Source organism: Ruegeria sp. CJ3, from assembly GCF_056536725.1.
This window is the reverse complement of record NZ_JBQFQE010000005.1, coordinates 41,511-53,546: the sequence shown is the minus strand read 5'-3', so window position 1 is coordinate 53,546 and position 12,036 is coordinate 41,511. Positions and strand designations below refer to the sequence as shown.

The 12,036-nt window shown below is 62.4% G+C and carries 15 protein-coding genes; 6 read left to right on the top strand and 9 right to left on the bottom strand.

Annotated features, from left to right (window positions below):
- Positions 1-4: 4 nt before the first annotated feature.
- Genes flgH through ACR0J1_RS10500 form a run of 8 tightly spaced genes read right to left on the bottom strand, consistent with a single transcriptional unit; the run spans position 5 to position 4,030 of the window.
- Positions 5-736, bottom strand: a complete 732-nt coding sequence (gene flgH, locus ACR0J1_RS10535; RefSeq protein WP_480732791.1) for a flagellar basal body L-ring protein FlgH — start codon at positions 734-736, stop codon at positions 5-7.
- Positions 736-1,149, bottom strand: a complete 414-nt coding sequence (gene flgA / locus ACR0J1_RS10530) for a flagellar basal body P-ring formation chaperone FlgA (RefSeq protein ID WP_480732790.1) — start codon at positions 1,147-1,149, stop codon at positions 736-738. Before flgA ends, flgH begins: the two co-directional genes overlap by 1 nt.
- Entirely contained in the window at positions 1,149-1,934 is a 786-nt protein-coding gene (gene flgG / locus ACR0J1_RS10525; protein ID WP_480531586.1) for a flagellar basal-body rod protein FlgG, read from the bottom strand. The genes flgA and flgG overlap by 1 nt, the downstream gene beginning before the upstream one ends.
- A 21-nt stretch (positions 1,935-1,955) precedes the next feature.
- The gene (locus ACR0J1_RS10520) at positions 1,956-2,666 is read right to left on the bottom strand and encodes a flagellar hook-basal body complex protein (RefSeq protein WP_480732789.1); all 711 of its coding nucleotides are present in this window, start codon (positions 2,664-2,666) and stop codon (positions 1,956-1,958) included.
- Positions 2,666-2,938, bottom strand: coding sequence for a flagellar biosynthetic protein FliQ (locus ACR0J1_RS10515; RefSeq protein ID WP_170675403.1), 273 nt, complete (start codon positions 2,936-2,938; stop codon positions 2,666-2,668). The genes ACR0J1_RS10520 and ACR0J1_RS10515 overlap by 1 nt, the downstream gene beginning before the upstream one ends.
- 3 nt (positions 2,939-2,941) lie before the next feature.
- On the bottom strand, positions 2,942-3,232 hold the full coding sequence (gene fliE / locus ACR0J1_RS10510) for a flagellar hook-basal body complex protein FliE (RefSeq protein WP_480732788.1): 291 nt from the start codon (positions 3,230-3,232) through the stop codon (positions 2,942-2,944).
- Between the two features lie 12 nt (positions 3,233-3,244).
- Positions 3,245-3,631, bottom strand: coding sequence for a flagellar basal body rod protein FlgC (gene flgC / locus ACR0J1_RS10505; RefSeq protein WP_480732787.1), 387 nt, complete (start codon positions 3,629-3,631; stop codon positions 3,245-3,247).
- A gap of 12 nt (positions 3,632-3,643) precedes the next feature.
- Entirely contained in the window at positions 3,644-4,030 is a 387-nt protein-coding gene (locus ACR0J1_RS10500; protein WP_480531578.1) for a FlgB family protein, read from the bottom strand.
- Positions 4,031-4,116: 86 nt separating this feature from the next.
- On the opposite strand from ACR0J1_RS10500, the gene ACR0J1_RS10495 reads away from it, so the two are divergent.
- From ACR0J1_RS10495 to ACR0J1_RS10470, 6 genes are all read left to right on the top strand, one after another.
- Positions 4,117-5,454 carry a FliI/YscN family ATPase gene (locus tag ACR0J1_RS10495; RefSeq protein WP_480732786.1) on the top strand — a complete coding sequence of 446 codons (1,338 nt, stop codon included), beginning with the start codon at positions 4,117-4,119 and terminating at the stop codon, positions 5,452-5,454.
- A 93-nt stretch (positions 5,455-5,547) separates the two neighbouring features.
- Entirely contained in the window at positions 5,548-6,387 is an 840-nt protein-coding gene (locus ACR0J1_RS10490; protein ID WP_480732785.1) for a flagellar motor protein MotB, read from the top strand.
- A 98-nt stretch (positions 6,388-6,485) separates the two neighbouring features.
- Positions 6,486-7,781 carry a flagellar hook protein FlgE gene (locus ACR0J1_RS10485; RefSeq protein WP_480732784.1) on the top strand — a complete coding sequence of 432 codons (1,296 nt, stop codon included), beginning with the start codon at positions 6,486-6,488 and terminating at the stop codon, positions 7,779-7,781.
- Between the two features lie 33 nt (positions 7,782-7,814).
- On the top strand, positions 7,815-9,272 hold the full coding sequence (gene flgK, locus ACR0J1_RS10480) for a flagellar hook-associated protein FlgK (RefSeq protein WP_480732783.1): 1,458 nt from the start codon (positions 7,815-7,817) through the stop codon (positions 9,270-9,272).
- Positions 9,269-10,276, top strand: coding sequence for a flagellin (locus tag ACR0J1_RS10475; protein WP_480732782.1), 1,008 nt, complete (start codon positions 9,269-9,271; stop codon positions 10,274-10,276). Before flgK ends, ACR0J1_RS10475 begins: the two co-directional genes overlap by 4 nt.
- Positions 10,273-11,367, top strand: a complete 1,095-nt coding sequence (locus ACR0J1_RS10470; protein WP_480732781.1) for a flagellar basal body P-ring protein FlgI — start codon at positions 10,273-10,275, stop codon at positions 11,365-11,367. Before ACR0J1_RS10475 ends, ACR0J1_RS10470 begins: the two co-directional genes overlap by 4 nt.
- A gap of 18 nt (positions 11,368-11,385) precedes the next feature.
- Here ACR0J1_RS10470 and ACR0J1_RS10465 read toward each other — a convergent pair whose 3' ends face one another.
- Positions 11,386-12,033, bottom strand: coding sequence for a DUF1523 family protein (locus tag ACR0J1_RS10465; protein WP_480732780.1), 648 nt, complete (start codon positions 12,031-12,033; stop codon positions 11,386-11,388).
- Between the last annotated feature and the right edge of the window lie 3 nt (positions 12,034-12,036).

Below are 12,036 nucleotides of genomic sequence, written 5' to 3'. Positions count from 1 at the left end.
CCCTTCAGAACGGCAGAACCGTATCAAGAACCTGCTGCCCATATCGCGGCTGCTGAACATCCGTGATCTGACCGCGCCCACCATATGACACCCGCGCCGACGCGATCTTGTCATAAGTGATTTCGTTCTGGCGCGAGATGTCCTGAGGCCGGACATAACCGGCAACCAGCAGTTCACGCAGTTCGAAATTCACGCGCAGTTCTTGCGAACCGGTGATCGACAGCACCCCGTTGGGCAGCACGTCGACAACCGTCGCCGCCACGCGCAGGGTCAGCTTTTCTTTGCGTTTGACCGACCCTTTGCCCTTACTGACAGAGGCCGAGTCGATCGAGACTGCTTCCTCGAGCGGCGCCCCGTCCGGCAACCGCTCGGCCGCGCGTTGCGGTAGGCCGAACAGGCTGGGCACAGCAAGGCTTTCTGACCCGGCGCGGGATCGATTGGTGTCGTTGGATATCTCGGCCTTTTCGTCCAGCTCGATCACCACCGTCAGAATATCACCTTTCTTCATCGCCCGCTGATCCCCAAGCAGGGACTGCTGCCCGCCGCTCCACAAGGAAGCACGGTCCACAGTGCGTTGGGGTTGGCTGTGCAAAGGCAGGCCGGGCCACAGCATCGCAACATGCTCAGGCGATTCCGTATTGGGTGTCAGGCTGGGCGGTTTGCCAAGATGATCCAGCCGACCGCAAGCGGCAACGCTCAGAATGGCAAAGAGCAGGCATTTCGTTAAATTTGACATTACTTGACCTCGATTTGACCATCGGGGCGGATCACGCCCGTTACCGTTGTGCGCGACGACAGGTTCATCACCCGGATGCGCTCTCCCGCAGCCCCGCGCCCCAGCGCGCGGCCCTCGGCGGTGATCGACAGCGCGGTACGATCAAAGACCAGCGTCACCAGATCATTGCGATCGACAATCGCGGGCGGGCCGATATCCGACGGACGGATCGGCCGCCCCGGGTACAGCGCAACGCGCGCCTCTTGCCCAATCAGGTCCGAGAGCTGCCAGACGGCCCCCGCCACATCGGTAGCTTTGACCTGAAGGTCCGCAGCGGCGATAATTTCCTTTGCACGGATCGTCCGGGTTGGCACCACAATCTCGGCCCGTATTGCAGCGGGTATCAGCGTAAGAAGGCAGATCAGAACCCGCATCAGCGCACCTGCGTCGTTGCGCCCATCATCTGATCGACGGCCGAGATGACCTTGGCGTTCATCTCATAGCCGCGCTGCGCTTCGATAAGTTCCGTCACCTCGCGAACCGCATCGACCGAGCTGTCCTCGAGATAGCCCTGCCGCAAGGTCCCCAGCCCATCCTCACCCGGCGTTCCGACCACCGGCGCGCCCGAGGCTTCGGTTTCTTTGAACAAGTTGCTGCCCACGGCCTCAAGCCCCTTGGCATTCGAGAAACTGGCCAGCGTGAATTCACCCAACAACTGCCCCTCGGCAGTATCGTCGAAATAGGCGTAAACCTCGCCCGCGGCGTTGATCGAGATCGATCTGGCATCGTCGGGAATGGTGATCTCGGGGGCGACGGCAAACCCGTCAGAAGTGACGATCAACCCCTCGGCTGACCGTTTCAAACTGCCATCACGGGTAAAGGCCGACTGGCCGTTGGGCAAGGTGACCTCAAGATAACCGCGCCCTTCGATAGCCACGTCCAGATCGCTGCCGGTGGCCGACAGCCCGCCCTGTTCCAGTTGCACCGTCACCGCCGAGGGCCGCACGCCAAGACCCAGCTGAATGCCGGTTGGCAGCACAGTGCCATCCGAGGCGTTCACCGCCCCCGCCCGCGCCATCTGTTGATAATGCAGATCGGCAAATTCGGCCCGCCGCGCGTTGTAGCCGGTGGTGTTCATATTCGCCAGGTTGTTCGAGATCGTCTCGACCCGCATCTGCTGGGCGGTCATGCCCGTGGCGGCGATTTTCAAAGCCCGCATGGTACAGTCTCCTTAAACAATTCAGCGCATCAGCGCCTTGAGGGCGCCACGCACCCGTTGATCCTCGGCATCCAGAAAGCTCTGGCCCAGTTCATAGGCACGCTGAATTTCAACCAGTCGTGTCACCTGTTCGATGGCGTTGACGTTCGATCCTTCGAGAAAGCGGTGCAGAACGACCGGTTCATCCACCGGTTCAATATCAGCATCGGTGCGGAATTGCGTGCTGCCTTCCCGCACCAGATCCTTTGGCTCAGCCGCCCGGTAGACACCGATCTGGCCCAGAAGCTGGCCGTTCACGCTGAGCGTACCATCGCTGCCAACATCAATGCTGGCTGCATCGGGCGGAATGAAAACAGGGGCGCCGTTGCTGTCCAGCACCCGATGCCCGTCCATCGTCACCAGGTCGCCCTCGGCGCTGGGGGCGAAACTGCCTGCACGGGTCAGTCGATTGCCGCCGGGTGTTTCGATCATGAAGAACCCGTCGCCCTCGATGGCGAAATCGAACTGGCCGCCGGTTTCGGTCAGCACACCTTGCTGCAGCGACGTGTTGCGCACCTGAGCGCGGCTCATCGACAGTGAGGGCGCGTGGGGCATGTCGCGGATGAACTCAGAAAACACCAGCCCCTGCTGGCGGTATCCGGTGGTGTTGGCATTGGCGATGTTGTTCGCCACCAGCCGCATTTCGTTCATCAGCCCGGACTGGCGGGACAGGGTGGTATAGGCGGTGTCCATCAGCGACCTCCAGCAATCAGGGGGATCAGTGTCCCGGTGAAGAATGTGACAAGGGTCTGGGTCATGAACCCCATCGAAATCCAGAACACGATGACGATGGCGATCAGCTTGGGTACAAAGGTCAGCGTCATCTCCTGCACCGAGGTCAGCGCCTGAAACAGACCAACCGCCAGACCCGAGATCAGCGCCACCGCCAGAATCGGAACCGAGGTGATCACCGCGACCCACAGCGCCTGACGGACGATGTCATAGAACAGACCTTCGCTCAGCACGGCTCAGACCGGCATCCGCAGGATTTCCTGATAGGCCTCGACCACTTTGTTGCGGACGATCACGGCGGTCTCGACCGCCAGTTCGGTCTGCGCCAGCGCCTGCACTAGCGCGTGCGGATCGGCCTGCCCCACCATCGACGATTGCGCCACCTGCTCGCTGTGTTTCAGCGTTGCGGCAAAATCCTGAAAGGTTGCCCGCAGCCCCTGCGCCCGTCCAGCATGATCGGGGTCGGCCTGCGTGGCGGGGCGCGCGCCGGCATAGCTCTGCGCCGCGGTAAGAGATCGGATATCCATTCTGGCTGTCCTTTATTTGCGAAGTAAATCCATCAGGCCCGACGACATCTGCCGGGTCTGGTCGAACATCTTGAGGTTGGCCTCGTAGCTGCGCTGCGCCTCGCGGGCGTCGGCGATCTCGATCATCAGATCGACATTCGATCCGTGGTAATGGCCAGTCTCATCCGCCATCGGATGGCTGGGGTCATAAATCCGGCTCAGGTCGCGGCGGTCGAGCCTGACGCGGCCCGCCTGCACGGTTTCCGCGCCGCCCTTTTCGACCGTTTCAAACGGTACCGTCTTGCGACGATATCCGGGCGTATCCGCGTTCGAGATATTCTCGGACACATGCCGCAACCGCACCGCCTGCGCCCGCAAGGCACTGGCCGAGGCCGTCAGCGAATGGGAAAAATCGCTCATGCCATTGCCCCCTTACGCCCGGCCCAGAGAAGTGCGCAGGATGCCGATGGACGATTTGTAGATCGCCAGCGCGCGGTCATGCTGGCGCTTTACATCGACGGCTTTCAACATCTCTTCTTCTATGGAAACACCATTGCCGTTCGGGTCGCCTGCCGGCGTGGCCTCATACTCGGCCCAGGGCTGCGCGACCGCTACGCCATTCAGATGACCGGCCCGAGTGGCAGTCATCGAGGCGGCATGCCCCGTGTTTTCAAACGCTGTCTTGAAGGCCTCAAGGTCGCGGGGCTGATAGCCTGGCGTGTCCGCGTTGGCCATGTTGCGCGCGATGACGGCCTGCCGTTGCCCGGCATGGGTTGCCATTGCGTACGCTGTCTTAAAGACGTTCAGGTCAGTGAACATCGGGGCTTCTCCCTCGATCAATTTCAATCAAGGCTTAACCCCGATTCCTTTAGAAAGCGTTTTCAGAAACTGTTGGAGTTCCCGTTATGTCCGATCTCGACCCGGTGCTTGTGAAATGCGAAATCGACCGACTGACCGCCGTGCGCCATATGGGGCGTGTGGCCAGCGTGGCGCGTGGTGTGGTCGAGATCGAAGGGTTGGCCGGACAGGCGCGAATCGGCGACCACCTGACCTTACGGCGGCGCAGCGGCCCGGATTTGCCAGGCGAAGTGCTGCATGTCGAATCGGACCTGATCCACATGCTGCCCGGCGCCGCGCCCGATGGGGTCAGCCTGGGAGATCCGGTGGTGCTGGACCAGACCCTCGCCTTTGCGCCCGGGATGCATTGGCTGGGGCGTGTGGTGGACCCGTTCGGCAGACCTCTGGATGGCAAGCCGCTGCTGGCAGGGGCGCAGGGACGCGACATCATGCAGACACCACCGCCCGCGGTGGACCGCAAACCGCTGGGCGCGCGGATGGAGGCCGGGCTGGCGATCCTCAACACCATGCTGCCGATTGTGCAGGGTCAGCGCATGGGGCTGTTTGCGGGATCGGGTGTGGGCAAATCCACGTTGCTGGCCACGTTGGCGCGGTCGATGCAGGCCGACGCGGTGGTGGTCGCCCTTGTCGGTGAGCGTGGGCGCGAGGTGAATGAATTTGTCGAATCCGCTCTGGGGGCCGAAGGCATGCAGCGCGCGGTGGTCGTGGCCGCGACCTCGGACCAGTCGGCACTGGCTCGGCGACGCTGCGCATGGTCGGCGATGGCCGTGGCCGAGTATCTGCGCGATCAAGGCCTGAACGTCCTGTTTCTGGCCGATTCCGTCACCCGCTTCGCCGAGGCGCATCGTGAGATTGCCGTAGCCATGGGCGAAGCGCCCTCGTTGCGGGGGTTTCCGCCATCGGTCACGCCCCTGATTGCCGCCCTTTGCGAACGCGCCGGCCCCGGCACTGCCGAGCAGGGCGATATCACCGCGGTGTTCAGCGTGCTGGTTGCGGGTTCGGACATGGATGAGCCGGTGGCGGACATTCTGCGCGGTGTTCTGGACGGGCATATCGTCCTGAGCCGCAACATTGCCGAGCGGGGGCGTTTCCCGGCCATCGACCTCAGCCGCTCGGTGTCGCGCAGCCTGCCGGATGCCGCGTCCGAGGACGAAAACCGCATGATCGCACAGACCCGCAAGCTGGTCGGCAGCTACGAGCAATCCGAAGTGATGATCAAGGCCGGGCTCTATGCCGAGGGGGCCGATCCGTTGCTGGATCAGGCGGTGCGCGTGCATGAAGAACTGGATGACTTTTTCGGCAGGACCGACCCGGACGGGATCGCGAACAGCTTCAACCGCCTGGCCGTGATCCTGCGCCGCGCCAATGCTGGCCTGCCCCGATGATCGCCGCTCGATTTCACGACAGTTTTAAGTGTTAAGCCCCCTTTAAGACCTGCGCTGCTACGCCTTTGGATGGGTGAGAAAAAGGTGGTGGAGATGGGTGCGCAATCCAATGCGGCGCCAATCATCATCAAGAAGAAGCGTGTGTCGGGGGGCGATGGCCACCATGGCGGCGCGTGGAAAGTCGCATATGCTGACTTTGTCACAGCCATGATGGCCTTCTTCATGTTGATGTGGCTGCTGAACGCAACGACGGAAAAGCAACGCAAGGGGCTGGCGGATTACTTTTCGCCGACGATTCCCGTCAACCCGGTATCGGGGGGCGGGGACGGGGCTTTTGGCGGCGACAATATGTTCTCGGAGAAGACGCTCGTGATGAACGGCTCGGGCGCGACCCGCCGCAACCCGACCGAGGCCCATCAGGCGCGCGGCTCAAGCGGTGTCGACGCACGGGGCGGCGACAATGGCACGTCCGAGGATTTCTCGTCGCTCGAGGCGCAACTGCTGGGTCGCACGGGCGAGAGCATGGTCTCGGACAAGATGCTTGAGCACATCGTCACCCGCGTCACCGATGAAGGGCTCGTGGTCGAGCTGTTTGATACCGAAGATCAGGCGTTGTTCGAATCGGGCACTGATACTCCGACGCAGATGATGCGGGCACTGGCGCTGCTGGTGGCCCGGTCCTCTGATCTGGTGACGAATGCTGTTGCGGTGAACGGGCATGTCCGGTCGTCCCCGGTGGTGCTGGTGAAAAACCCGGTCTGGGACCTGTCCACCTCGCGGGCGCAGGTGGCGCGTCAACTGCTGCAGGGCAAGGGCGTGGCGGCGGCTCGGATGGACCGCGTGACTGGGCATGCCGACCGGGAATTGGCCACCGGGAACCCGATGGCGGTGCGCAACAACCGCATCGAAATCGTGTTCCTGCGCAATCCGTGACGGCAAAAGGATAGACGGCATTTTAGCTGTTAGCGCGCTGTTAAGGGGCAGCGCGTTAGCTGTTGCTTCAACGACTGACGCAACAGAAGGGCGTGCTGATGACCATTTCCTCTTCGCTGAATGCCGGTGTGGCGGCGCTGAAAGCCAACGCCAACAGGCTGGCGACGATTTCCGACAACATCGCCAACTCGTCGACCTTTGGCTACAAACGGGTCGAGACCGATTTTCATTCGATGGTCACGTCCGGCCAGGGCGGAAGCTATTCGGCGGGCGGTGTTCGAACGACCAGTCAGCGCCTCATCGACCAGCGCGGATCGCTGGTGACAACCAACAACTCAACCGATCTGGCCGTGCGCGGGCGCGGGATGCTACCGGTACGGCCCAGTTCGCAGATCGCGGCGGGCTCGAATGAGATGTTGCTGACCACCACCGGCTCTTTTCGCACCAATGAAGAAGGGTATCTGGTCACGCAATCCGGCCTTGTGCTGCTGGGCTGGCGCGCGGCAGCTGATGGCTCGATCCCCAGCGTCCCGCGCGACACGCCCGCAGCGCTGGAACCTGTTCAGCTAAGCGTCAATCAACTGTCAGGTGCGCCAACCACGCAGATGAACTTGCGTATGAACCTGCCCGCAACCGCCACGGACGCGGGCGCGCCGGGCGATACACAGCCTTTGTCTGTCGAATATTTCGACAATCTGGGCAAATCCGAAAGCGTCGACATCGAACTGGTTCCCACCGTGCCGGCAACCGGGTCCAGCAATGAATGGACCTTGCGGCTGCGCGATTCCGCCTCGGGCGGGGCCGTGGTCGGGGAATACACCCTGACCTTCACCGACAGCCGTAGCGCCGGGGGCACGTTGGCCAGCGTCACAGCCATATCGGGCGGTGCTTACGATCCGGCGACCGGCAGTTTTATCGTCAACGTCGCCGGTGGCCCGATGGAGATCAATATCGGCCAGATCGGCGATTCGGACGGGATCACGCAGCTCTCTGACACGTTTGCGCCGGTTTCGATCACCCGCGACGGCTCGGCCGTGGGCACGATGACCAGCGTCGAAGTTGACGAGAACGGCTATGTCTATGCGTTCTATGACACCGGCGTCAGCCGTCGCATGTTCCAGATTCCGCTGGCCGATGTGCCCAACCCCAACGGTTTGACGGCGCTGGACAGCCAGACTTACGCGCCGTCTCGCGACAGCGGCACGTTCTTTCTGTGGAACGCAGGCGAGGGGCCGACCGGCGACCTCGTATCTTTCGCGCGCGAAGAATCGACCACCGATGTGGCGACTGAGCTGACCTCGATGATCCAGACGCAGCGTGCCTATTCATCTAGCGCCAAGGTCATTCAGACCGTGGACGAGATGCTGCAGGAAACCACCAATATCAAACGCTGATCCGGGGTTTGACCGGCGGAAAGGAACTGTCCGATGAATATGTCGACGGCTTTAAACAACGCGCTCAGCGGGCTGAACGCAGCCAGCCGCGGGGCCGCGGTCGTATCCGGCAACATCGCAAATGCGCTGACGCCCGGTTATGCCCGCCGGTCACTGGAGCTGACCACCAGCCCGGTCTCGGGCAATGGCGTGCGGGTCGTCGGGATCACCCGGCATCAGGATCCGGTGCTGGCCGCCAACCTGCGCGCCACCACCTCTGATCTAGCGGCGACCAGCGCGATTGCACAATTTCACGCCACGTTCGAAAACCTTGTGGGCACCACGGACGATGCGACCTCGCTATCCGCGCGGCTGGCGACATTCGAAAGCCGCCTGATCACCGCCGCAAGCCTGCCCGAATCCGCCGAGCGTCTGGATCAGGTCGCCCGCGCCGGGCGTGATCTGACCGCGGCCCTTAATGCGGCGTCCGAGGGGGTACGGCAAACCCGCTCGGACGCGGACCGCACCATCGGCAAGCAGGTCACCGCGCTGAACACCGCGCTGCAGGATATCGAGGCGTTGAACGCCCGCATCCCCGCCATTCGAAACTCGGGCGGCGACATCGGTGCACTGCTGGACCAGAGGCAGGTGTTAATTGATCAGGTCAACGAACTGGTGCCCGTCAACGTGATTGCCCGGGACAACGATCAGGTATCGCTCTACGCTGATGGGGGCCTGATCCTGCTGGAAGGCACCGCGGTCGAGTTCGGCTTTGCGACAACAGGCGAGACCAAGCCACACATGACCGTGGACAACGGGCTGCTCTCGGGGCTTGAGGTCAACGGCAACCCGGTTCGCATCAGTGGCGATTATGCCCAAATCCGTGGCGGCGCGCTGATGGCGCAGTTCGAAATCCGCGATACGCTGGCGGTCGACGCTCAGGCCGATCTGGATGCGGTTGCCCGCGACCTGATCGAACGGTTCGAAACGGCCGGTCTGGACCCCACCGTCACCGCAACCGACCCGGGCCTGTTCACCGATGACGGCAGCCGCTTCGATCCGGCGATGCAGATCGGGCTGGCCTCGCGCATTAGTTTGAATGCGGCGGTCGACCCTGACGCGGGCGGCGACAGCTGGAAACTGCGCGCCGGTCTGGGTGCGGCGGTGCCGGGCAACCCGGGCGATGCCAGCCAGTTGCAGGCGTTCAGCGCCATTCTGGCCGATGCCCGCCCGATCACCGGCGCAGGTTTCGGCACTGGCAACATGCGCGCCGCAGAGATCGCTGAGGCGCTGTTGTCCAAGGCGGGCACCGACGCTCATGTTTCGGACACCCGCAAGACCTTCGCCGCCAATGCGCAGCTTGAGATGCAAAAGATCGTGGCCGAACAAGGTGTCGACAGCGACGTGGAACTGCAACGGATGATGCAGATCGAACAGTCCTATGCCGCGAATGCCCGGATCGTCGCGGTGGTTGATGAACTGATGGACACATTGCTGAGGCTCTGGTCATGACACTGAATTCAATTGGCGATCTGGCCCGCGGGTTGACGCTGCGCGCCCGCAGCACCCAGATCAAGACCCAGATCGAGACGCTGTCTTATGAGATGTCGACCGGCAAGGTACGGGATGTTTCTGCCCGTCTGGGCGGGGACTATTCGCACTTGCTGGATCTGGATCGCAACCTGGAGCGGCTGGACGCCTTTGGTGTCGCCACAGCCGAAGCGCGCCTGTTCACAGACGCCATGCAGCTGAGTATGACCACATTCAGCGACTCGGTCAGCGAGCTGTCGGCGGCGCTGCTGTCCTTTGGCACCTCAAATCAGGCGGTGACGCATGAACAAGCCTCGGTACAGGCTCGGAATGAGCTGGACACGATGGTTTCGGCGCTCAACACGCGGACCGGCGGGCGCAGTCTGTATTCGGGCACGGCGACAGATGTTTCACCCCTGCCCTCGGCCGGGGCGCTGCTGAGCGCACTGCAGACCGAGCTGACCGGGCTGATCACAGTCACCGATATCCGACAGGCGGCCGAGGATTGGTTCAACGACCCCACCGGATATGACGCCGTGATGTATCAGGGCTCCGGCACGCCGCTGTCGCCGATGCAAATCTCGGAAAATGAGCGGATATCGCTGCCGATCACCGCAACCGATCCGGCCTTCAAGGCCTCGCTGCGCGACGTGGCGGTGGCCGCACTGGTGTCCGACGCCGCGCTCGGGCTGCCGCAGGATCAGCGCACGGCGCTGTTCAAGGATCTTGGTGTCGATCTGGCAAATGCCAAGGACGAAACCGTCAAATTGCGCGCGCAGGTGGGTGCGGCCGAAGCCCGTGTCGAGCAGGCCGCAACGCGCAATGCGGCGGCGCAAACCAGTGCCGAGCACGCACGCAATGCTCTGATCGCCGCTGACCCGTATGAAACCGCAGCGCAGTTGCAGACTGTGCAGTTTCAACTGGAAAGCCTCTATTCCGTGACTGTCCGCAACGCCAACCTGTCCCTGGTGAATTTCCTGAGATGAAAATCCTTGCTGTCCTACTGATATTGCTGCCCAGCCTCGCCACCGCCGGGGCGATCCGGCTGAAAGATCTGGTCGATTTCGATGGTGTGCGCGGCAATGACCTTATTGGGTACGGGCTTGTGGTCGGGCTGAACGGAACCGGCGACGGGTTGCGTAACTCTCCATTCACCGAAGAGATCATGTCGAATATCCTCGAACGCCTTGGCGTCAACGTGACCGGCGAGGATTTTCGCCCCAAGAACGTGGCCGCCGTGCTGGTGACGGCCAGCCTGCCGCCCTTTGCCCGCGTTGGTGGCCAGATCGACATCACCGTGTCAGCCATTGGCGACTCCAAAAGCCTGCTGGGTGGCACACTGATCATGACACCGCTGAACGCCGCCGATGGTCAGATTTACGCGGTGGCGCAGGGTACCGTTCTGGCCGGGGGCGCAGTCGCAGAGGGTGAGGCCGCATCGGTTGTGCGCGGCGTTCCGACCTCGGGCGTCATCCCCTCGGGCGCGCGGGTCGAACGCGAGATTGACTTCGATCTCTCCAGCCTGGCGCAGCTGCGGCTGGCCCTGCGCGAACCCGATTTCACCACAGCGGGCCGGATCGAGGCGGCGATCAACACCGAATTCAACCGCGCCGTCGCAATCATGCGCGATTCTGGCACGGTTGAGTTGAACATCGCCGCCACGCAGGCGGTTTCGACTGCCCATGCCCTTGGCCGGATCGAAAACATCCTAGTCGAGCCCGAAACCCGGGCGCGGGTCGTGGTCGATCAGCGGTCCGGCACCATCGTCATGGGGCAGGACGTCCGGATTTCGCGCGTGGCGGTATCTCAGGGAAACCTGACCCTGACGGTCGAAGAGGCCCCCATCGCAGTTCAGCCCAACCCCTTTGCACGGGGCGAAACAGTTGTGGTCCCGCGAACCATCGCGGGTATCGAGGAAGAAGAGGGCACAGGCCTGGCCGAAATCCCCGACGCAACCACCTTGTCCCAAGTTGTCGCCGGGCTGAACGCGCTTGGGGTGTCTCCGCGGGACATGATCGACATTCTCAAAACGATAAAGGCTGCCGGGGCCCTGCACGCGGAATTCATCGTCAGATGATGCCGGGCATGCGCCGTATCATTTGGACTTCCAGCTGTCCAGCCAGCGACGGGCCTTGCTGCCGCGCTCCTGAATCGCGTCGCCAGCGGCATAGAGACCATCCTCGACATTTTCAATCATCGGATCGATGCGGCGTTGCCGGAATCTGCGCCACCGTACCCAAAGCGCCCAGACGATGGCGAAGAAGACGGTCAGGAAGATGATATTGAACCACGGGATGATCCGAACGTCCGGGCTGTCCACCGGACGCACCGACACGACGTTGGGGAAAATCGACATCAGTTGATTACGCCATCCATAGTGGCGCAATACAACCCATTGCGGGTTATCCGCGGTCGAGACAAGATTGGTCAGCTCTGCCTGCAGGTTCGAACTGTCAAGCTTGAAATATGGCGGCCAGCCCCAGCCAGTATCCTCGTTACGGTAGACACGCGGTTTGCCGTTGGGCCGGAAGGTTTCCACGAAACGCACATCACGATTCACGGTTTGCGCCGTTTCTTGGCCGGTATCCTGCTGCGCCCAGAAAATCGAGTTCTCGCCGAAATCGACCCGCCGCACCTCGGTTTTGACGATCCGCACCACGTCCTGCTGCGGCAGGGTATATTCCAGCACCGAGGCGACAAGCCCCCAAAACACTATGATAAACGCCCATTTGACATAGACCATCTG